This window comes from Paucimonas lemoignei (genome assembly GCF_004342585.1).
GTDB classification, from domain to species: domain Bacteria; phylum Pseudomonadota; class Gammaproteobacteria; order Burkholderiales; family Burkholderiaceae_D; genus Paucimonas; species Paucimonas lemoignei.
This window is the reverse complement of record NZ_SLZQ01000008.1, coordinates 1-20856: the sequence shown is the minus strand read 5'-3', so window position 1 is coordinate 20856 and position 20856 is coordinate 1. Positions and strand designations below refer to the sequence as shown.

General features: G+C 58.4%; 18 protein-coding genes. 9 read left to right on the top strand and 9 right to left on the bottom strand.

What is annotated here, in order from left to right; genetic code table 11:
• Positions 1-363: 363 nt before the first annotated feature.
• The 8 genes from EDC30_RS12725 to EDC30_RS12690 all read right to left on the bottom strand — a co-directional run bounded on the left by EDC30_RS12725 (position 364) and on the right by EDC30_RS12690 (position 7089).
• Positions 364-3585: a serine/threonine-protein kinase gene (locus EDC30_RS12725; RefSeq protein ID WP_132259227.1), complete on the bottom strand. Its 3222-nt coding sequence runs from the start codon at positions 3583-3585 to the stop codon at positions 364-366.
• Positions 3586-3822: 237 nt separating this feature from the next.
• The gene (locus EDC30_RS12720) at positions 3823-4593 is read right to left on the bottom strand and encodes a PP2C family protein-serine/threonine phosphatase (RefSeq protein ID WP_132259226.1); all 771 of its coding nucleotides are present in this window, start codon (positions 4591-4593) and stop codon (positions 3823-3825) included.
• A gap of 41 nt (positions 4594-4634) precedes the next feature.
• Positions 4635-4916, bottom strand: a complete 282-nt coding sequence (locus EDC30_RS12715) for a hypothetical protein (RefSeq protein WP_132259225.1) — start codon at positions 4914-4916, stop codon at positions 4635-4637.
• Between the two features lie 123 nt (positions 4917-5039).
• A complete protein-coding gene (locus EDC30_RS12710; protein ID WP_132259224.1) occupies positions 5040-5303 on the bottom strand; it encodes a hypothetical protein in 264 nt (87 codons plus the stop codon).
• 77 nt (positions 5304-5380) lie between these two features.
• On the bottom strand, positions 5381-5683 hold the full coding sequence (locus EDC30_RS12705; RefSeq protein WP_132259223.1) for a hypothetical protein: 303 nt from the start codon (positions 5681-5683) through the stop codon (positions 5381-5383).
• 462 nt (positions 5684-6145) lie between these two features.
• Entirely contained in the window at positions 6146-6343 is a 198-nt protein-coding gene (locus EDC30_RS12700) for a hypothetical protein (RefSeq protein ID WP_132259222.1), read from the bottom strand.
• A gap of 169 nt (positions 6344-6512) precedes the next feature.
• Positions 6513-6776, bottom strand: a complete 264-nt coding sequence (locus EDC30_RS12695) for a hypothetical protein (RefSeq protein ID WP_132259221.1) — start codon at positions 6774-6776, stop codon at positions 6513-6515.
• A gap of 25 nt (positions 6777-6801) precedes the next feature.
• Positions 6802-7089 carry a hypothetical protein gene (locus tag EDC30_RS12690; RefSeq protein WP_132259220.1) on the bottom strand — a complete coding sequence of 96 codons (288 nt, stop codon included), beginning with the start codon at positions 7087-7089 and terminating at the stop codon, positions 6802-6804.
• Positions 7090-7643: 554 nt separating this feature from the next.
• Here EDC30_RS12690 and EDC30_RS12685 point away from each other — a divergent pair.
• Positions 7644-9809, top strand: coding sequence for a serine/threonine-protein kinase (locus tag EDC30_RS12685; protein WP_132259219.1), 2166 nt, complete (start codon positions 7644-7646; stop codon positions 9807-9809).
• Between the two features lie 5 nt (positions 9810-9814).
• Here EDC30_RS12685 and EDC30_RS12680 read toward each other — a convergent pair whose 3' ends face one another.
• The gene (locus EDC30_RS12680) at positions 9815-10963 is read right to left on the bottom strand and encodes a formylglycine-generating enzyme family protein (protein ID WP_132259372.1); all 1149 of its coding nucleotides are present in this window, start codon (positions 10961-10963) and stop codon (positions 9815-9817) included.
• A gap of 282 nt (positions 10964-11245) precedes the next feature.
• Between EDC30_RS12680 and EDC30_RS12675 the strand changes: the two genes are divergently transcribed.
• From EDC30_RS12675 to EDC30_RS12640, 8 genes are all read left to right on the top strand, one after another.
• Complete coding sequence (locus EDC30_RS12675) at positions 11246-11680, top strand: DUF4399 domain-containing protein (RefSeq protein WP_132259218.1); 435 nt, start codon at positions 11246-11248, stop codon at positions 11678-11680.
• A gap of 25 nt (positions 11681-11705) precedes the next feature.
• Positions 11706-12137 (top strand): DUF4399 domain-containing protein, encoded by a 432-nt coding sequence (locus EDC30_RS12670; RefSeq protein ID WP_132259217.1) that lies wholly within the window; start codon positions 11706-11708, stop codon positions 12135-12137.
• 156 nt (positions 12138-12293) lie between these two features.
• On the top strand, positions 12294-14237 hold the full coding sequence (locus EDC30_RS12665) for an HD domain-containing phosphohydrolase (protein ID WP_243656769.1): 1944 nt from the start codon (positions 12294-12296) through the stop codon (positions 14235-14237).
• On the top strand, positions 14234-15655 hold the full coding sequence (locus EDC30_RS12660; RefSeq protein WP_243656768.1) for an efflux transporter outer membrane subunit: 1422 nt from the start codon (positions 14234-14236) through the stop codon (positions 15653-15655). The genes EDC30_RS12665 and EDC30_RS12660 overlap by 4 nt, the downstream gene beginning before the upstream one ends.
• Positions 15656-15666: 11 nt before the next feature.
• Positions 15667-17469 (top strand): FHA domain-containing protein, encoded by a 1803-nt coding sequence (locus EDC30_RS19610; RefSeq protein WP_207907274.1) that lies wholly within the window; start codon positions 15667-15669, stop codon positions 17467-17469.
• Positions 17429-18808 (top strand): beta-barrel domain-containing protein, encoded by a 1380-nt coding sequence (locus EDC30_RS12650; RefSeq protein WP_132259214.1) that lies wholly within the window; start codon positions 17429-17431, stop codon positions 18806-18808. The genes EDC30_RS19610 and EDC30_RS12650 overlap by 41 nt, the downstream gene beginning before the upstream one ends.
• Positions 18809-19170: 362 nt before the next feature.
• Positions 19171-19422 carry a hypothetical protein gene (locus EDC30_RS12645; RefSeq protein ID WP_132259213.1) on the top strand — a complete coding sequence of 84 codons (252 nt, stop codon included), beginning with the start codon at positions 19171-19173 and terminating at the stop codon, positions 19420-19422.
• A 406-nt stretch (positions 19423-19828) separates the two neighbouring features.
• Positions 19829-20386 carry an ATP-dependent Clp protease proteolytic subunit gene (locus EDC30_RS12640; RefSeq protein WP_132259212.1) on the top strand — a complete coding sequence of 186 codons (558 nt, stop codon included), beginning with the start codon at positions 19829-19831 and terminating at the stop codon, positions 20384-20386.
• Positions 20387-20856: the final 470 nt, after the last annotated feature.

The window sequence follows — 20856 nt, the reverse complement described above, 5'->3', positions numbered from 1 at the left end:
ACTCATTGAAATTAAATGATTAATTTTGATTGTTGTCGGGATTGTCATTGCAAATGATCGAAATGGCGCTCACGGCTTGTCGGGCTACAGCCAACAGAAAAAATGGCTTGTGCGCAGAGATCCAACAGGCCTTGCCTCGCGCGACGTTAGATGGGTTTGGATGGGCTTGAATGAGCAGCAGCTTGGGAAGCTGCCCTTGTCCTGGATTGGTGCCATCGCCGGCATGCGATACTCGTCAAAGGTATCGACTGAGGAAGGCACGCCAAAACAGACAGGCGCACAAGGCGATATCCGCCTGTGCGCCTGCTAATGAAATGAAGCAGCAATAACCGACTGAACGGTAATGAGGAAGGCAAGAAGCCTCTATTGTTCTTCGTTCGTTTTCTCGGCGCTCAATGCCGCCGCGCGCTGAGTTTCTGTTGATGACAAGGATGGTGCGACGCTTCCGGTTGTGGGCGTGTTTTTGCTGGGGTAATACATCTTGCCGTTTTCAGTGCGCTTATCGTCCCGGAACTCACCTTCCCAGTAACTGCCGTCTGTCCAGATATAGCGGCCATGCCCATGGCTTTTACCGCGTACCCAGTTTCCGGTATAGACGACGCCATTCTTGAACTTGGTCGTGCCCTGGCCGTGCGGCAGGCCATCCTTTACTTCGCCGTCATAGCGGCTGCCATCCGGGAACAGGAAAGTGCCTTTGCCGTTTGGCGCATCATGCGCCCAGTCGCCGCTATAGCGCTGGCCGCTGTTCCAGACGAACCGGCCTTTGCCTTCCTTGCTTCCCTGAACCAGGGTGCCTTCAAACTGGTTGCCGTTGCTCCACGAAACTTTTCCCTTGCCGGATACCAGCCCGGTATTTTTATCTACCGTGAAGTTGCCTGTCATGGTTTGATCGTCCACCTTGATGGAGCGATGGCCGGATGCATCGGAACCGGTATCGCTACCCGAGTCGCGATCCTGGTGCTTGAGCGATGCCTGTGGCGGCAGCGCAGGCGGCGCTTTGACGGCAGCCTGAGAAGAGGCCGCTGGCGCGGACGACGCCGTACTCGAGGTGGTGGACGCCGCAACAGTCTGCGAAGCAGGGGGCTGTGCCGATGGCGCTGTCGTCGGTGTAGGCGTGGTCACCGGTTGTGCTGACGTGCCGCTCGCTGCCGATGCCGACTTTGACTCGCCTCCTGAGGAGGAATTGGCCGAATCGGCGATTGCAGCGCTTTCCTGCGGTTTCGACGTGGCCGCGCTGAGCAGCGGCGCATCCGGCTTGGCAGCTTTGGCTTCGGTTTGCGTTGCAGGTGTTGCCGGGGCTAATGTCGCGGAAGGTGCAAGCCTGATTTCCGGTTGCGGCGAAGTAGCCTTGCCTGCCTCAGCCAGTTTTATGTTGGCCAGGCGGTCGCGCGCCAGAGCCGAATAGCCTCCTTTCGGGTATTTGCGCAGGTAATCCTGGTATGCGGCAGCACTGTTGATTGACGTGGCCCTGGTCCAGGCTGCTTCTTCCGGCCTGGTTTTCAGCGCCGGTGCTTCAGGCGTGGGCTTGGCGGCTTCCGCAAGCTTCGCATCCGGGGCCGCTGGCTTCGCATCCTGAGCGGCGGTTTTCGGTGCGGGCGCGGCAGGTTTGGGTTCCGGCGTGGCGGGCTTCGGCGCCGCCGAAGCTTGCAAGCGTTCCAGCCTTAACTTGGCGATGGCGGCATAGAGACCCTGCGGATATTCGCGCAGGTAGCGCGCATAGTCGCTAGCCTGGTTGCTCTTGCTGGCAGATTTCCATAATTCGATTTCGGATCGCAGCCGCTTTACCGAATCCTGCGATTCATCCGGCGCGCCGAGTGAGCCGGCGCTTCCTGATGCCGCCGAAGAGTCGGACGATCCCGATGACGCATTGCCATCGGCATTGGGCGCGGAACGCGCCGCCAGCGCTTGATCGGATGCGTCTCCGGCTGGATCCCGCCCGCTGCTGGCTGCAGCTGCTGCGTCGGGCGTGTCGGAATCGACGGCGCTGCCGCTCAATCCATCCCAGCTATGGTTGGTGCCCAGGTAGATGCCTGAACCGATGCCGGCTGCAAACAGCAATGCAAATATCAGCCATCCCTGCTTGTTCCGGCGGCGTGGAAGCGAGACGTCTTGCTCGTGAAGGTGCGGCGGGATCGGCGGTGGCATGGGCGGTTCCTCGCCGGTGGCATGCCAGTTCGATGCCATTTGGGTCGGGTGCAGCTCCGGCTCGATGCGCATGGAGGAGTCGGCAGGGGCCTTGCGGGACGAGCGTGGCACCGCCGCCGAGAACGGCGCCGGCGAGATCGGTTCGCGTGGCGGCACAGGCGGGGTATCGAACGATGGCGGAGCCTTGCTTGCATGCGCGTTGAATTGCTGGCGGCCTTGCCGTGCCTCGGGAGCAGGTGTCTTGACAGGCGCTGCCTTGCCGGCAGATGAAGCAGCGGCTGGCCGGAGCGGTGCAGGCTTGTTCGTTTGTCCGGGTGGCGCTATCGCCGTCATGTCGTCGCCGGCATCAGCGCCTGGCGCGCCGGACGGCGCTGCGTGCGCAGGCATCGGTTTGCCGGCAAGCTGGGTTGCCACCGGCTCGGTACGTGCCACCGTCGTCGACCATTCGCCTCCGGGATAGGGGACAGTGCGTGGTTCCGGTTCCGTGATGTTGAGCGCATGGCGCAATTCGTCTATCGAATGGAAGCGATGTTCCGGCCGCACGGACAGCGCCTTGTCGATCGTGCTCAGAAAGGCTTCGCTGTAGCGGCCCTTGCCGGCTTCGCGCGCCGGCACCAATTCATCGTGCACCATGCGGGCCACCGATGGCGGTGGCGCCTTGCCGGTAATGAGGTAATACACCACGGCCGCCAGCGCATAGATATCGGTCCAGGCGCCCTGGCGCAGGCCGGCGATATCGGCATATTGCTCGATAGGCGCAAAGCCAGGTTTCAGGATGGCAGTGAAGCACTGCGTCAGGTCACCGATGACGCGGCGTGCCGCGCCGAAATCCAGCAGCAGTGGGCGGCCATCCTTGAGCAGCAGGATATTGTCGGGTGCAATATCGCGATGCAGGCAATGGGCGCGATGCAGGATGTCGATGGCATCGCACAGGTCGGCCAGCAACATGCGGATCCAGCCTTCGGTCGGTTTGATCTTATGCGACTGCAAGGCCTGCTTGAGCGTGACGCCTTCGTAATAAGGCATGACCATGTAGGCGGTGCCATTGCCTTCCCAGAAGCTGTGCACCTTCACCAGCGACGGTGAATCGAATTGCGCCAGCATGCGGGCTTCATTGATGAAACTCTTCAGGCCGGCAGTGAAGGTATCGAGCTTCTTTTGAGACCGCACGCTGACCGCCATCCTGGTCGTGCGCGAAGCAAGTCCGGACGGCATGTATTCCTTCAGCGCGACCAGCCGTTCCAGCGAGTGGTCGTAGGCCAGGTAGACGATGCCGAAGCCGCCTTCGCCGATCAAAGCCTTGATCTCGAATTCGCCGAGATGCGTCCCGACCGGCAAAACATTGGTGCTGATCTCTTCATCGCCCTGCATGTCCGGTCTGAGCACCAGTCTGCGGGTGCGCACCGCCGATTGTGCGTTGTCCTGATTTTGGTTCATCATGAAATTTGCTCATCGTGTGTAAGCCAGCACGGATAACCCGGCCGGCGCTGTCGCCTGCGCTGCAGGACAAACCTAAGCATCATCGATGCCAGCAGCAGCGGCCCGGTGCCCGCGCACTTCATGTCATGATCGTCGGGCCACGCGCGGGCAAATTGATCTGTGTCGCAATTGCGGGAATTTTTCCGCGCCTGTCTGTGCAAATGCAACAAGTGTTGGGAAATGCCGGAAGCCATGCCATTACAGGGCTGGATTGAGCACGGTTTTTTCGGGACTGTTCAAGTCCTCCGCGCGCACCACCACAGCGGAAATGTTGTCGCGTCCGCCGCCATGCAGGGCCAGGGCCAGCAGCGCTTCCGCGGCCTGCCGGCAGTTGCCGCAGACGAGGGCGTCGCACATTTCCTGTTCGGTGACTTCATTGCTGACGCCATCGCTACACAGGAGGAACATGTCGCCATCCCTGACGTCGATGCCGTCCTCTTCGAGATCCAGCGTATCGGCGGCGCCGACGGCGCGGGTAATGAGATTGCGGGCCGGATGGTGTTGCGCATCTTCGGCGCTGATCTGTCCGCTGGAGCGCATTTCCTCGACCTGGCTATGGTCGCGGCTCAGCTGGCGCAGAAGGCCATTCCGGTACAGGTAGAGGCGGCTGTCGCCGGCCCAGAGATAGTTGCAACGCTCGCCGCATACCAGCAGCACGACAACGGTGCTGCCGATGATGTAGGCATCGCGCATCGCCGCTTCGGTGCGCAATTGGGCATTCACCGCTTGTAGCCGGCGGCGTGCTTCGTCGGTGAATTCCGCAAGGGATTCGGCGGGTGGCATCTTGGCCAGCGCATCAACCACCATGCTGCTGGCGACGTCGCCGCGCGCATGTCCGCCCATGCCATCCGCCACTGCCCACAAGCCGCGTTCAGCCTGTTCGAGGCAGGCGTCTTCATTCACCTGGCGCACCAGGCCGACATGCGACATGGCGGCCGAGGTCCAGCGGAAACGGGTTTCACAGATCATGCCGGACTCTGCGTGGTGAATGACATGACACGCCTGGCGGATTACATCTGCTTGTCGTTGCCGCCATTCTGGTCAAGGCCGACGCTGATGTTGCTGTTAGCGCCGGAGTTGTTCACCTCGACTGTCTGGAACTGGTTGACCATCTGGTCGGCGTAGTTATTGATCTGGTAGTAATTCACCACCGTGCCGAAGCTGCCGGAAGCGGGGGAGTAGGGTCTGATCCAGCCATATACCCAGGGGGCGCCGCCGCCCATAATGCCGGACATCGCTTTTCGGTCCAGTTCGCGGCTGGCGCGCAAATCCTTGATCGTCAGGGCAGCCATCATGGTTCTCCAAAAATTCGTGCCGATGTAGGTCGAAACATCGCTTTGAATGTCGTCAATATCCTGTCATCGTGCCGCATGCTGCCCAGGCCGTTGGCCGGGCATCCATGTCGTCACGTGGCTTTACACTTTCGCGACGGCTTGTGCGAACTGGCCGGGGCTGACATCGAAACTGAGCGGACCAAAACCGGCGCCGATCACACCCACATTATTCAACGCACTGACTTCGACATTCTGAAACTGGTTAATGTTCTGGTCGATAGCAATGTTGACATTCGCCACAGGACCGAGTCCGCGCAACCAGGAATTCCCGCCGCGGATGGACGTCAGCGCTTCACGGTCGAGCTCGCGACTTTGCGGCAGGTTATGGATCGATAAGGTGGACATGTTCATTCTCCTGTTGTAATTGACGTCGGTGGCATGCAAAGCGGTGGCAGCGTGGCCGCCACCGCCTGCGCGCCGGATCAACCGAAGTTGATGGTGTTGTGCGCTTTCTGGTCCGGGTTGACGTTGGCCGTGATGCCGGATGAGAAGGCGACGTTGTTGCCGTTGTTGACGGTCGTCGCCTGGTTCTGGCTGATCAATTGCGTCGCGTCGAACGAGAAGTCGTGCGAGGACTTGTCCATCGAAGTAAAGGATGGCATCCAGCCTTCGTAGCCTTTCGGGGCTTTGCAGCCTTGATAGGTACCGCCGGAAACGCCAGCCATGGCGTGACGGTCGAGTTCGGTGGTGGTGCGGGCCAGGTCTTTGATGGTCAGGGATTTCATGGTCATTCTCCTAAAGTGTCATTGAGTTGGATTTACTGCGTGAGGCAATCTGTTGCGCTCACAGGGTATAGAGCATCGACCGTGCCAGCCTTTTCGTGTTGTATGTGTGGTTTTGTAAGTCGTTGAAAATAAAAGATAAAAATTAAATTGTAGATGCTTTTGCAAATGCATCGCGCCTGATGGCTGTGGCAGGTGACGGATTGGTGCCAACACGTGAAAACATGCATGTCGGGCTTGTTCCAACAGCTAGCGATTCAATCGGATCGAATGGCCGAAACTTATCTAACGGATGTCAAGAAGAGAAGAAGGACGACGCACTGCGGCGCCTTGAACGACAGCGACGCCTTAATGCGTCTGCTAAAAAGAAAGGGCAGCACGACGCCTGATGTGGCAAGCAGGCGCCGCGGGAAAGCGGATTGGATTAGAAAGCAAGCGGCCCGGGCATGCAGGCATGCCCAGTCGTCACTTGCCGGGTTGGGTCAATGCCAGCTTCACAGGAGTGAAGCCGGCGGGATACGTCACCAGCCTGAATTCGGATTGCGGCTGGGGCTGGAAGGCGACCGGAAAGCCGCCGCGCCGGGCGCCGCCGACGATCGCCAGCATCGCTTTTCGATCCAGGTCGATGCTATCGGAAAGGTCTTTGATGGTAATGGCTGACATGACTATGCTTCCTTTTCAAATGCAACATGAATAATGATTCCTTTAAAGTTGCATTTAGAGTGAGTCATGCCGCCCGAGTTCGCGCTTCGGGATGAAACCGGCCAAAGAACGCAAAAAGGCAGCCAGAAATCAATCTGGCTGCCTGGCTGTAAGCCGTTGAAGTTACGGCTTACAGCATTGCTGCGGCATTGGCGTATTGGCTCGGGTTGACATTCAAGGCAAGCGGACCGAAGCCTGCGCCAATCACGCCAACATTATTCAATGCGTTCACCTCGACATTCTGGAACTGGTTGATGTTCTGGCTGATGCCGACATTCACGTTGGCGACCGGGCCGAGGCCCTTGAGCCATGAATTCCCGCCGCGCACCGCTGCCATGGTCTTGTGATCAAGTTCGCGGCTTTGCGCCAGGTTATCTATCTTAATAGCGGACATGTTCGCTCTCCTGAATTTCAGCAGTTCAATGGCCGAAGTTGATGGTGTTGTCAGCTTTCTGAGTCGGCTTGACGCAGGCTGAGATGTCGCAGGCGAATGCAACGTTGTTGCCGTTGTTGACGGTGGTTGCCTGGTTCTGGCTGACGAGCTGCGTCGCATCGAACGAGAAGGAATCCTTCGAAGCGTCGACGCTATACACAGAGTAGGGCATCATGCCTTTGTACTCCTTGCTGCCGCCGCCGGATACGCCAGCCATGGCGTGACGGTCGAGTTCGGTGGTGCGGGCCAGGTCTTTGATGGTCAGGGATTTCATGGTCATTCTCCTTAAGTGTCATTGAGTTGGATTTACTGCGTGAGGCAATCTGTTGCGCTCGCAGGGTATAGAGCATCGACCGTGCCAGCGGATATCTATACTCGCCACCGATCTGTAAGTCACTGAAATTTATAAGAAATTTTATTGGGTTGCCTATTTTTACGAATGCAAGGGCTAATTTCCGCCTTGCCGCCTGTTGGTCCATGCCAAACACAAAAAAGCGATTGTTTGCAGCCGACCGACAAGCTTCCTCAACCTGCTGCGTGCCGTGCCTGCAGTTTGTGTTCGCGCTTGCGCCCTACATGAATTTCCCCGCGCCAGATATGTCAGACGCAGGAACTCATGGCACGACTTGCACAGTGAATGAGTGAATGACGGTTTATCGCCATGCCGCATGTCTTGTTGATGACAAGGGCGATGCATTCCTGAAATGGCTTTGGCAACCTGTTCAAGCTAGCTCAATGATGGGATGCAAGTGCCGTCATACGATGTTTTCAGTGCGTGAGCCACTCAGGCTGGCAGACAACGAATCCGGACGATGACACGGAAAACTCATGGCTAATTTTGCGGATGCGATTCGTAGCTTCTACGGTAGCGGCTTGTCGCATGGTGAGTTCTATGCACGGGTTGATCGCGCGCTGGAACTTGAGCAAGCCAGCCCGGAACGCCTGCTCGACATTCTGAGCGAGGAGAATGCCAGGATACCGCTGCCGCCGGATGTCTATGCCGCCTTGAAGCAGCGCATCGAGCGGCGAGCCGAAGCCACGCAGGCTCTCGGCGCCGAAGAAACCCGTGTGCAGACCCGCCCCGGCGAGCAGCGCTGGACGCAAACGACAGGTTCGATGAGCGACAACGACAACAGCATGCCGGGCGATGGCCTGGAGCGGATGAAGGGCGTCGGCGATACGCTCAATGGCCGCTTCGTGCTGGAGGAATGCATCGGCTTCGGCGGCATGGGCACGGTGTACAAGGCACTCGACCTGCGCAAACTGGAAGCATCGGACCGCAAGCCCTACATCGCCATCAAGGTCTTGAACGTCCAGTTCCGCGGACACCCGAAATCGCTCATCGCCTTGCAACGCGAGGCACGCAAGGCGCAGACGCTGGCGCATCCCAACATCGTCACCGTCTACGATTTCGACCGCGATGGGGCCATGGTTTATCTGACGATGGAATACTTGTCGGGCAAGCCCCTCAGCCACATCGTCCGAGCGCCGGGCTTCAGCGGATTGCCGTTTTCCGAAGTGTTGCACATCGTGACCGGCATCTGCCGCGCACTCGCCTATGCGCACGAGCGCGGTTTCGTTCATTGCGACCTCAAGCCGGCGAATGTTTTCCTTCTGGATAACGGCGAAGTCAAGGTCATCGATTTCGGCATCGCCCGGGTCTTTCATAAGACCGAAGAAGATTCGGAGGCCACCGTATTCGATCCAGGCAGCCTGGGCGGCATGACGCCGGCGTATGCCAGCCCGGAAATGATCGAGCACCTCGATCCGGATCCGCGCGATGATATTTATGCGCTGGCATGCATTACGTACGAGTTATTGACAGGCAAGCATCCATTCAATCGCATGTCCGCGACCCAGGCGCGCAGCAACGGCATGCGGCCGGAACGTCCGCCGAAGATCGGCAACCGGCAATGGCGCGCCCTCAAGGCGGCGCTGGCATTCGACCGTCACGGCAGAACGCCGGCAGTCATGGAGTTTTTGCACGAGTTCAGCGGCGAAACCAACAAGCCGGTCCTGATCGCGGCGGCCGCCGCATCCGGCGTGACGCTGCTGGTGCTGGCGTTAGTCGGCCTGACGTTTTACCTGGCATCGCGGCCGGAAAGCCCGATATCGAGCGGCTCGTCCACGGTGGCGCAAAGCGAGCAAACGTCACCGTCGGTCACGCCGGAAGGTCGGGATTCCTCGCCGGCGGCAACAACGCCTTCCACGGAGTCGCAAGCCCCTGTTACCCGAACTCCCACGACACCGCCTCGTTCGACCCAAGCTCCCACAACCTCACCTCCAACAACGCCAACGCCGACGACGCAGCCTCCCGTGCTCAGCCTTGCCGCCGTGACGCCCGTCCTGGATAAAGTGCCGTGCTCGGCGCTGGCTGCGTCAGTCAAAGGCACAGAACTGCAAGTTCGCGGTTTTCTTGACAAGCGCATCGGCACGAATCAGTTAAAGAGCATGATGGCCGACATTCCCGGCGCAAAGACCATCAACGTCGACACGCAAGCAGTTGCGGATAACGATTGTCCGGTGGTCGAGATTTTCGCGCCGTACTGGAAGCGCAACCAGGAAGCTAAACGTGCAGCAACGATCCGGACACGCGCGCGCAATGCCATACTGAATGAAGGCGATCCCCTGATCGTCGATGTTAAAACACCGTCATACGGATCCTATGTCTATGTCGACTATTTCGTCCTGGACGGCAGCGTCGCCCATCTCGTTCCCAATCAACGTTCGCGCGCAAACCAGGCGCCGGCCAACTACGAGGCGGCCATCGGCAGCCTGGGCAATTGGGTGATTTCCGCGCCTTTCGGCACCGAACTGATCGTGCTGCTGTTGACGCCTTCACCCTTGTTCATCCCGGTTCGTCCGGAAGTCGAGTCGCGCGCGGCCTACTTGCAACTATTGCAAAAGCAGTTGAAGGAAATGTCTGCAAAGCCGGGCAGCGAGCATATCGTCGCCGATTTCGTGCAGATCACGACCAGGCCGCGTAAAAAGTAGGCGAATTACTTGACGTCGCGCGCCACGCGCAAGCCATTCTGATTCTGGCGCACGCTGGCATCGTATTTGAAGCGGGTGGTGGACGTCATGTAGGATGCGCCATCGCGCCACGAGCCGCCGCGAATGACACGTGCCCGGCATGTCGATTCATCCCACGTCTTCCCATCCGCCGGCGCGCCCTTAAAGTTGTTATGCCAACAATCGGCCACCCATTCCCAGACGCTACCGTTCATGTCGTGCAGCTTGTAGGGATTGGCGGCAAAGGAGCCGCTCTTGGCGGGCGCTTCCTGGCTCCAGGGGTCGCCGCATTCCTTGCAATTGGCAGTGCCCGTGCGCATTTGCCGTCCCCACCAGTAAGGCGTGGCCGTGCCGCCGCGTGCGGCATACTCCCATTCCGCCTCGGTCGGCAGGCGATAGGTCTTGCCGCTGGTTTTGCTCAGCCATTTCACGTATTGCTGCGCATCTTCCCAGCTGACATCGCGCATCGGTGCTTCTTTCGGTGCAGTATCGCTGCTGGGAACGCGGGGACATCCGCCGGCATTGACACAGGCATTCCACTGCTCCACCGTGACTTCGAACTTGCCGATCGCGAAGGAGTCCCCAATCGATACCCGATGAGCAGGGCGCTCGGATGGATCGCCGGTATTGCTCCCCATGATGAAACTACCCGCCGGCAAGGAAATCAGCGTCGGACAATCCTTGCAATCCTTGATTTCGGCAAGGCCAGCCGCGGTTGCAGGCGAGGCGCCTTCAGCAGCTTCTGCCGGGGCCGCATGTTCGCTGCTCTTCGGTTTTGTCGCTTTGGATGGAGGAGCCTGGGTGGAAGTGGTCGGAGGAGAAGTGCTTGATGATGTGGCGGGCGACGCTGGCTCTGCTTTTTTCGCAGGTGGCGCCGTCTTTGGCGGCGATGCCTGCAGCCTGGCGATGCGCGCGCGCGCCAGCGCGGTAAAACGGCCTTTGGGATAGGCTTGCAGGTAAGCTTCGTAGTCGGCGGGGTCGGAGCTGTCCTTGATCGATTCCCAGAATGTCAGTTCATATTGCTCGGCACTATCCTTTGGCAATACGCCTGCCAGTCGAATATCCGCAGCGGGCGATGACTGATGATGATTGCTATCCGGCGTGAAGCGTTTTATTGCAGGAGTATCGCTATCCATGTCGACGGTAGCGCCGGCAATTTGTGTGAACAGGCTTGCGACAATGCATGTCACCGCGAACAATCGCCTCATTTCCGGACCTCGGTTTGGAAAATGTCTGGGTGCCAATCTATCGTTGATCGATTGCGCACAACCTTGTTTATATCAAAGTGAAGGCGCAATCGTTTGATAAATTCAGTGTAGTGCAAGCGTAGCAGGCCATCACGCGTCCGCCGTAAGTGCTCACGGGAAGAAAATTTCTCGCGGTTTGTTTCTTGCCTCCTCACTCACAAGAGGTGCAACATGCCGAGAATATTGAAGCTGGTCTTTTCCGTTACCTTGTCCGCGGCGATACTGGTTACGCAATTTGCCTATGCCGCCGGAACGCCGGCTCCCAAGGATGCGCAAGTCTATTTCATCTGGCCGCAGAACGGCACCGTGATCCATGGCGGGAAATTCTGGGTGCGCATGGGCTTGCGCAACATGGGAGTAGCCCCAAAAGGAGTAACGCTGCCGAATACCGGGCATCACCATTTGCTGATCGATACCGATCTGCCGCCATTGGATGAGCCTATTCCCTCGGATCGCAACCATTTGCACTTTGGTGCAGGAGAGACCGAGGCGCGTATCGAACTGCCGCCCGGTAAGCATACCCTGCAGCTCCTGCTGGGCGACCAAGACCATAAACCGCATGATCCTCCCGTGTATTCGAAAAAGATTACGGTGATCGTGCGCTGATCATGCCGACCTAGTGGAGGCTGCTATGTTTTCCATCTGCCAGCGTTTAGTGGTATCGCTTTCGGGGCTCGTGCTGTGCGCCTTTGCTTTTGCCGGAGAGACGCCGGCGCCGCGCAATGCCGAGGTGTACATCGGCTGGCCCAACAATGGCGAAGTGATTGAAGCCGGCAAGCCGTTTCGCGTCTGGTTCGGCTTGCGTAACATGGGCGTCGCGCCGAAAGACGTGAAGTTTCCGAATACCGGTCATCATCACCTGCTGATCGATACCCCGTTGCCATCGATGGACGAGCCCATTCCGTCCGACCGCAACCATCTTCATTTCGGCACCGGCGAGACGGAGACGATGATCGAATTACCGCCCGGTAAGCACACCTTGCAATTACTGATGGGCGACGACAAGCATATCCCCCATAACCCACCTGTCTATTCCAGGAAGATAACGATTACCGTCAAATAGTACGCACTGAATACTGGTGGATGCCTTTGATGAGTTAATTGAATGATTCGAGGCAGCGCTATGCCGGAACTGGCGTTTTGAGCAACGGTCGAAGCCTCGATGTTCTCCGCGCGGCTGCCGCATCGGCAAATGCGCGCGAGGGCTAAGGATATGGAAATGGATACCACGACGCGGACACGGATACAAAACCAGCAGGGTGCGGTCATGGCCTACCTTGAGGTGACGGGCGCCGGTACGGTGAAGTCGTCGGTATTTCCGCTGCACGACGAAGTCGTGATCGGTCGTGAACTTCAGGACTCTCTCGAAGCCGACAAGTTTCTCTGCATTCCCGAGCATACCATCAGCCGGCGCCATGCCCGCATCCTGCGACGCGGCGATACCTACTATATAGAAGACCTGCATTCCTTCAATGGCACCTATGTCCTGGGCAACCGCCTGGCTCCGGGCGAATGGCGAGCCTTGCACGACGGCGACGAGGTGTCGGTGCCAGCTGCGCAAATGGTATTCCACTCACTGATCGTCCCGGCGCAGGAAAGCTTGCCGACCATCATCACCAAGATGGTCGATGCCACGCAGTATGCGCAAACCATGCAGCCGAGTCGCGATGCCAGCCAGACGGATATGCAAAGACTGGTGCGCAAGCTGCACGCCATGGCCCAGGTCGGCATCGCATTGGGCGCCGTGACCGATCGCGCCACGCTGACGGAAAAGATCATGAATTTCATTTTCGATCTTTTTCCACTGGCCGAACGCGCCTTTATCCTGCTGAAGAAAAGCGAGGGCGATACGCTGGTGCCGGTGGCGGCGCGCCGGCGCGACGGCACCATCGAAGACCCGGAGCGGGTGCGCATCTCGCATACGATCGTCAACGAGGTCGTCAACAAGAAGCAAGCCATTCTTTCCGTCGATACGCTGGCCGACCGTCATTTCGGCACGCAGGAATCCATCATCTCCCAGGCGATACGCAGCGTGATGTGCGTGCCTCTCCTGCTTGAAGGCGAGTGCCTGGGTCTCATCCAGGTCGATACCTCGTCCGACCCGTATGCCTTCAAGGAACAGGACCTGGAAATGCTCACCGGGGTATGCGCCGAAGCGGCGGTTGCCCTGAAAAACTTCCAGTTGTATTCCGATATCGAACGCTTGCTGGACGGTTTCGTGCGCGCCTCGGTGCAAGCCATCGAGGAACGCGACCCGGTGACCGCCGGCCACTCATTCCGCGTGGCGGCCTATGCCGAGCACTTTGCCGCCGCCGTCGATCGTGCCGACAGTCCGGAAATGCGGCAGATTAGCTTTACCAAGGACCAGTTGCGCGAAATCCGTTACGCCGCGCTGCTGCACGATTTCGGCAAGGTTGGTGTGCGTGAACATGTATTGCGCAAGGAGAAAAAGCTGCATCATGCCGATATGCGCATGCTGGAACAGCGCTTTCGCCACGCGCGCGCCTGCCTGGAGCGCGAGGCCTGGCGCCGCCTGACCGAGCTGCATATGGAGCGCGGCTTGAGCATGGCGGCCTTCCGTGCCGAGAAGGAGCGTATCGAGCAAGAGCTGGCGCAGGAATCCGCTCGCCTCGACGGCTTCCTGGAGACGATCCATCGAGCCAATGAGCCTGCCATTTCCGTGACCGAGGATACCGGGGAATTGCGCGAGGTACTGGATTACGCCTATCCGGAACACAACTGCAATACCACGCCGCTGCTGAGCAAGGATGAATTTCTCGCTCTGAGCATCACGAAAGGCTGCCTGACCGCGGACGAGCGCAAGCAGATCGAGGAGCATGTCGTCGACTCCTATTCCTTCCTCATCCTGATTCCCTGGACCAACGACCTCGCCGGCGTGCCGTCCATTGCGCACGGGCATCACGAAAAGCTGGATGGTTCCGGCTACCCGATGGGACTGAAGGGTGACCAGATTTGCGTGCAAACGCGCATGCTGACGATTTGCGATATCTACGATGCGCTCACCGCGGCGGATCGGCCGTACAAGAAGTCGGTTCCGGTGGAGCAGGCGATTGACCTGATGTGGCTCGAGTGCCGGGCCGGGCATCTCGACCCGCGCCTATTCAATGTCTTTGTCGAATCCAAGGCATGGGCGGCGGCATGAGGACGCTCTTATCCAGCAGCGCATGCATCGTGATGCTGGCCGCATGCGCCGATGTCAGCATGCCAGCCTACCGTCAGCCGGAAGCGCCGGTCAAGACGGGCTGGTCGCAATCGCAGCAAGCCGAAGCGACCGTCACGGCGCCGGCAGCGATTTCACCCGAGTGGTGGAAGGAATTCCAGGACCCTGTGCTGGATTCATTGGTGGAGCGCGCCATTGCCGGCAACTTCGACGTCAAGGTTCTCGCGTCGCGCATTCGCGTGGCGCAGGCCCAGATCGGCGAGGCGAGAGCAGGCGCCTTGCCGACACTGGAAGCCGGCGCCGGCGCCAGTTTCGAAAAAAGCACGGGCCAGAAGTTTTCCAAGCAATTCAATCTCGGCACCCAGGTCAATTGGGATATCGACATCTGGGGAAAAGTGGAAAAGGGCGCGCAGGCCCAGACCGCTGAATACCGCGCGACGGAAGCCGACTGGCGCGCCGGCTATCTGACGCTGGTATCGGATGTCGCCACGACCTATTTCCAGATCCTCCAATTCGACGAACAGATCGCTCAGCAAAAAAAGACGCTGGACAAAAACCGCCAGATTTTGTCGACCTTTGAAGCCATGCTGCAGAATGGCCTGGTGCCGCAAACGCGGGTGCTGCAGCAGCGCGCCGAGATCAATAGGCTGAGCAATGATCTGCTGGAACTGGATCGCTTGCGCAAACTCGCCGGCAATGCACTATCCACCTTGCTGGGCGTGCCGGCAGGCGAATTCAATCTGCCGACCGGCCAGCTGCAGCAAAAGGTGCAATTGCCGCCGGTGCCGGCCGGCCTGCCTTCGGATCTGCTCAAGCGCCGTCCCGATATCGTCGCTGCCGAATACCGGGTGTTGTCGGCGTACGACCTGGTGGGGCAAGCCAAGCTGGCCCAGCTGCCTTCGGTCAGCTTGACTGGCCGTGGCGGCACGGCCAGTTTCGGACTTGGCAGCCTGCTCAAGTCCTTCACGCTTGGCCTTCTGCCAAGCATCAATTTCCCGATCTTTGATTCCGGAGTGAAAGCGCGCATCAAGACCAGCGAAGCGCAAGGGGAGGTGGCGCAACAGGAATACCGGCGTACCGTCATGGGAGCCTTCGAAGAAGTCGAAAACGCCCTGGTCAATCTGGATTCCCATAAAAAGCAGCGGATAGAGCTGCAACAGCAAGTGGATAGCCTGAACGTGGTCGCCGCGCAAATTCAGGCGCAACTCAAGGAAGGCCTGGTGTCGCAGCTCGAGCTTTTCGAAACCGAGCGCTCGCTGCTGGGGGCGCAGCTTGCGCTGCTGGCTAATCACCAGCAATTGCTGTCGGATACCGTGACGCTGTACAAGGCCCTCGGCGGCGGCTGGCCAACCGTCGAAGTCGCCAACGAGGCATCGGGCGATGCCGTCAAAAGCAGGTAGGCGGGAATTGCATGGCACAGCCGACCATTGCCCTCAACAATGCGGCACGCGCCGACCTGCCGCATCGGCAGACCAGTGCTATCGTCCTGCTACCCATTTCTCATCCTGATCTGGGTGAGATTCGCATCGACGATAACCTGTTCGCCATCGGCCGTACCGAAGCGCCGTTCGATTCCTATCCGCCGCAGGCGGTGTCCGACCTGTCGCGGCGCCACGCCAGGATCTTTATCGAATCGGGAGCTGTGTATATCGCCGACCTGGACAGTAAAAACGGCACCACGGTCAATGGCGTCAGCATCAACCAGAAAATCACGCGCCTGCATGAGGGGGACGAAATCTGCTTTGCCGGCCGGTTGTCCTACCGCGTCAAGCTGCAGCAAGCCGAAGGCTCGGCGGTGCGCAGTGCGCGGATACTTAGCCTGACGCTGAGCCCGGAGCGTGGCGACCTTGGATTGCAACCCATCGTCATTTCACGCTTTCCTTTTTTGATCAGCAAGACCGACGATGTATTTTCCCGATACAAGCTGGATCATCCCGAACAGGTAAATTACCTCTCGCGCCGGCACGCCCATATTTTCATCAAGGGTGGGCAACCCTATATCGAAGATCTCGGCAGCACCAACGGCACCTTCGTCAACGGCAAGCGACTGGATGAACATGCCGTTCCTCTGCAGGATGACGATGTGCTGGCTATCGGCGGCCATCATTTCGTCTATAAGCTCAGTGTGCAAAAGGATGCGGCGACGCTGGAGCCGACGGTGACCAGACTGGACGCGGCCCTGCGAAGCGCTGCCGTAACAGGTCTTGTCGCTTCTGCCGCCGCCAAGGCGCCAATCCAGGTCAAATCCGGGACGAAGGAAACTGGCGCGACCGCCGGCACCTCGGATACGTCTCCGCCGATGGCGGCGAACCCGGGTGCGCCCACGGCTGCGGCGGCCGCGGGAGACACGGACAAGACGACGTTCGTTGCGGCGGCCGGTTCCTTTCTCGACATTTTTTGCGTCGACCATGTCCAGCGCCGCGATGACGATATCAATCGCGATGCGCAGCAAGCCGGCAACGGCGATGCCGCCAATGGCCCGGCCCCTGCCTTGCCCGAAAAACAGGGGCGTCGCGGCAAACTGGCGATATTCGCGGGCGAGCTGGCCGATGCCTTCAGCGGCGGCGAGCGTCATCTCGGCATGGGAAAAAAGTGGTGGCGCATGCCGGCACTGGCTGCAATCTTGCTGCTGATCGCCGTCGGCGCCTATCTCTCCAACGATCCGGAACGGGAGGTGCGCAGCATGCTGGCCGACGGTCACTACGCCCAGGCCGCCGATGCCGCCGCCCGCTATCTCGCCCGCAAGCCGGAGCAGGCCAAGCTGAAAGCGCTCGGCACCGAAGCCCTGCTCAAGGCGCGCGTCCCGCAATGGCAGGCGCAGCTGCATGCTCACCAGTTCCAGGGTGCCGATGCCTTGCTGGCGCAGATGAAGCAGCAGGCGCGCCACAATGCCGACGTCCAGCCGCTGCTGGATGAATTGCAATGGGTCGGTCAGCTGGAACAATTCGTCGTGGCACGCGGAGGCGCGGATCAGCCGGTGCGTGATCAGGTGGACGATGAACGCATCCGCCGCCTGCTCAAGCAATGGGACGATGACACGCTTGGCCACCAGCAGGCCTTCAATACGATTTCATCCTATGTTCCGGAATTCCGCGACCAGTACGCGCAGTCATTGAGCCACGTGCGCAAGCTGGCGCTGGTCAGCGGCCAGAAAGCGAAAGGAGAGTCCGCCAATGGCGAACAACAGCAGCAGCCGTCTGAAGCCGCTCACTGAAGCGCTGGAAGACCATAGCGCCGAAGGCATCGCCATCCTGACTGCCGAACCGTCGCGCTATATCCATGCCGCCGTACTGGCCATGGCGGCGCTGATCGTCGTGGCGTTGCTATGGTCCTTTTTCGGCCACGCCGACGTCGTCGTGACTGCGCAAGGCACCTTGTGGCCGAAGTCGGAGGTGCGGCGCTTCTATGCGCCGATCGACGGCGAACTTGCCAATATCTATATCGCCGAAGGGCAGCCGGTGCTCAAGGGCGATGTCATGGCGCGCCTGAACGCGCGCGGCGCCATCGAAGCCGCCACCAATGCGCTGGATGCCCAGCTCAAGCTGGAAGCCGCCGAGCGCGAATGGCGCGAGTTCCCGGAAAAGAAGGCGCTCTTGCAGCGTCGCGCCGATGCACTCAAGGAGGCTGTAGCAGTCGAAGAACGCCAGCATCGGCAGCGCCTGGCCGAGGGTACCAGCAAGCTGGCCCAGGGACAGCAGGCGCAATTGCAGGAAGCCCGCGCCAACGTAGACGAAGCCCGCCGCGCGCGCGACGCGGCCAAGCTCGAAGCCGACAAGTTCCAGCGCCTGTTCGCCATGCCAGGCGGAGGCGGCGTATCGCAATTGCAGGTCGAGTCCAAGAAGAATGCCTTGCAGGCGGCCGAAAACGCCTTGCGCGTGGCGCAATCACGCGTCAGCGAACTGAGCGCGCGGCAAAGCCTGGAGTCCACACAGGCAAAGTCGCAACTCGAAACCAGCGGTCAGCAACTGACCAGCCTGCGGTTGCAGCAGGAAGCGGCGGAGCGCGAAGTCGCCAATGTCGAGGAAAAGCTGCGCCTGCAACTGCAGACAGCCCGCCTGGTTGCCGACGCGGCGCGACGGATCAAGTTCGAGAATATCGACAAGGATAATTTTCTCCTGATTATCGCGCCTGTGGATGGCGTCGTCACCGATGTCACTTCTACCCAGCCGGGCGACAAGATCGCCGCGAATGCGCCACTGGGCGGAATTGCTCCTAAAGAAGCAAAGCCGATTGTCAAAGTCGAAATCGCGGAGCACGACAGGGCTTTTCTTAAAGAAGGCTTGCCAGTCAAATTGAAATTCAATGCTTTCCCCTATCAGCGTTACGGCTTGATCAACGGAACGCTGGAATACATCTCGCCAGCGACCAAGCCATCCCCGGAAACGAAGCAACCTGTGTACGAAGGCCGGGTCACGCTCGAACGCGATTACTTTCAGATTGGTGACCGCAAATATCCGCTTCGTTATGGCATGACCGCCATTACCGAGACGGTGGTGCGCGAGCGTCGCCTAATCGACCTGGCGCTAGATCCATTCCGGGACGTCAGTGGTTAAATCAGCCAAGACCTGGAGACCATGGAATTTGACCTCCTGCGTAGTTATGGCAATCCGGAAGCATTGCTGACGTTTCATAAAAAACTTAAAACTTGCCGGCGTTGCGCATGATCATGGCGCTCTTGCACCAGCTTCTACGCGGCTCGCGTCTCTATCTTGTTATTCCATGTACGTTTTACAAGTAGAAATTACATAAGCAGATGGCACCAAGGACATCGCCACGTCACCTAATCCGTCTAAGCGCCGGGTTCAGGGTGGTTTTTCAATACAAAAACACAGCGATCCAACATTGGCATATCTCATGCGTGCCGATATGTACCGGTCATTTGCCGGTGTTGTTATATATGTCTTAGGAGACGATTATGGCAATTCAGGATAACCAGCAAAATCAAAACATGGGGCAGCAAAGCGGTCAAAGCCAGCAAAGCCCGAATCAGCAAAGTTCTGGCCAGCAGAATCTGAACCAAGGTCAAAACAAGGACCAAAGTCAGAACCTGAACCAGGGTCAAAATCAGGACCAGAGCCAAACCCAAGGCCAGAACCTGAACCAGGGTCAAAGCAGCACGAGCTCAGGTCAGCAAAGCTCAAGCAAGCAAGGCCAACAGAATCAATAACGCAAGCAAGCGGCATTTGTCTCTAGCCGACAGTTTTGTCGGCACTCTTACCGGCCCGGAAGCGGGCCGGTTCCGTTAGCCGACCTTCACATGTGGCAATAGGAAATTTACTTACGATACCCGGTCCGCACCAGCGCTTGCATTCGCTATTCCTCATGCCTGATTTAGCGCATGCAAAGCGTCAAAGTCAAAACACGATTCATACGAACTGCATCTAATAAAACATAGACATGCAGGATCGTTTCATCAGCAGTGCAGCGAACACTTCATCCTCATGAATGCTCTATTCATCATGAAGACCTCGGTTTCCGCAATATTTCCTTACCCGATATGCGCTGTATATTGAAGTAACCTGGGATCAACGGCAAGCCGAGTGTAAAAGCTTGTCGATGAAAAAGGTAAAGCGATGAAAGCCAACGAAAAAGCGGAAAACGCCATATATGCAACGCTGGCTGGCAGAATCGACGACACGGTCGTTCAAAGAGTATTGAATCAGATGGCAAGCGCCATATCGGACGGAGTGGAAAGCTTTCACCTGATGCTGCAGTCGACCGGCGGCATCATTAACGATGGCATCGCACTCTACAATTACTTGAGACAACTGCCGATCGATCTGACCACCTATAACGCAGGCACCGTACAATCCATTGCTGTCAGCATCTTTCTTGCAGCAAAGAAAAGAAAGGCCTCCAGAAGCGCGACGTTCATGATCCATAAGGCAACCTTCTACTCCAGCGCGCCGACCACTTCCGTTCAGCTCAGCGCAGCGACCCAATCGCTCAAGGTGGATGACGACCGCATCGAGCGCATCCTGAAGGAATATATCCGCATGCCTGAAGAGCGCTGGGAAGCACACCGTTTCGTCGATCTGTTCATTACAGCAGAAGAGGCGCTTCAATACGGCTTGATTGACGAAATCGCCGATTTCTCGCCACCGCGAGGCGCAAAGCTCATTAACATTTAACACATTGCCAATGGCAGCAAAAGATTCAAAAATATCTGCCAAAGGCCTAGACGGCCAATGCCAAAAGCCCCATAATTCGTGTCCTTCGCTGCTGCCGTCACCAGACGGATTAAGCGGTGAAGGCGAGAAGTGGTTTGCAGTAGGTTGGTCTTTCGTCCTCCTTGCAGTATCTCTCCTGAAGTTAAATCTCAGTTCAGTCGATTCAGGCTGGAAAGAGAATTTGGCAGTGCAATATAGCGCGCCTGGAACTTCGTGGAGATAAAGGATGTCGGAAGATGCTGTTTAGATCACGCGTCAGATAAAAGGAGTTACCAAGGTGGCGACAGTTTCTGACAGCGGGTCTTGACAGTAGGAAGAAAGCCCTGCATAATCTCATTTCTCTGCTGCTGACGAACACGACGCTTCGCAGCAACGCTGAAAGCACAGCGGGGCAGGTAGGATGATCTTTAACAATTAACAGCCGATAAGTG

Coding starts and splice junctions, on each gene's coding strand:
- EDC30_RS12665 (WP_243656769.1), top strand. CDS start 12,294: ATGGATACCACGACGCGGACACGGATACAAAACCAGCAGGGTGCGGTC.
- EDC30_RS12660 (WP_243656768.1), top strand. CDS start 14,234: ATGAGGACGCTCTTATCCAGCAGCGCATGCATCGTGATGCTGGCCGCA.
- EDC30_RS12670 (WP_132259217.1), top strand. CDS start 11,706: ATGTTTTCCATCTGCCAGCGTTTAGTGGTATCGCTTTCGGGGCTCGTG.
- EDC30_RS12650 (WP_132259214.1), top strand. CDS start 17,429: ATGGCGAACAACAGCAGCAGCCGTCTGAAGCCGCTCACTGAAGCGCTG.
- EDC30_RS12680 (WP_132259372.1), bottom strand. CDS start 10,963: ATGGATAGCGATACTCCTGCAATAAAACGCTTCACGCCGGATAGCAAT.
- EDC30_RS12695 (WP_132259221.1), bottom strand. CDS start 6,776: ATGTCCGCTATTAAGATAGATAACCTGGCGCAAAGCCGCGAACTTGAT.
- EDC30_RS19610 (WP_207907274.1), top strand. CDS start 15,667: ATGGCACAGCCGACCATTGCCCTCAACAATGCGGCACGCGCCGACCTG.
- EDC30_RS12700 (WP_132259222.1), bottom strand. CDS start 6,343: ATGTCAGCCATTACCATCAAAGACCTTTCCGATAGCATCGACCTGGAT.
- EDC30_RS12690 (WP_132259220.1), bottom strand. CDS start 7,089: ATGAAATCCCTGACCATCAAAGACCTGGCCCGCACCACCGAACTCGAC.
- EDC30_RS12710 (WP_132259224.1), bottom strand. CDS start 5,303: ATGTCCACCTTATCGATCCATAACCTGCCGCAAAGTCGCGAGCTCGAC.
- EDC30_RS12640 (WP_132259212.1), top strand. CDS start 19,829: ATGAAAGCCAACGAAAAAGCGGAAAACGCCATATATGCAACGCTGGCT.
- EDC30_RS12685 (WP_132259219.1), top strand. CDS start 7,644: ATGGCTAATTTTGCGGATGCGATTCGTAGCTTCTACGGTAGCGGCTTG.
- EDC30_RS12720 (WP_132259226.1), bottom strand. CDS start 4,593: ATGATCTGTGAAACCCGTTTCCGCTGGACCTCGGCCGCCATGTCGCAT.
- EDC30_RS12675 (WP_132259218.1), top strand. CDS start 11,246: ATGCCGAGAATATTGAAGCTGGTCTTTTCCGTTACCTTGTCCGCGGCG.
- EDC30_RS12645 (WP_132259213.1), top strand. CDS start 19,171: ATGGCAATTCAGGATAACCAGCAAAATCAAAACATGGGGCAGCAAAGC.
- EDC30_RS12715 (WP_132259225.1), bottom strand. CDS start 4,916: ATGGCTGCCCTGACGATCAAGGATTTGCGCGCCAGCCGCGAACTGGAC.
- EDC30_RS12725 (WP_132259227.1), bottom strand. CDS start 3,585: ATGATGAACCAAAATCAGGACAACGCACAATCGGCGGTGCGCACCCGC.
- EDC30_RS12705 (WP_132259223.1), bottom strand. CDS start 5,683: ATGAAATCCCTGACCATCAAAGACCTGGCCCGCACCACCACCGAACTC.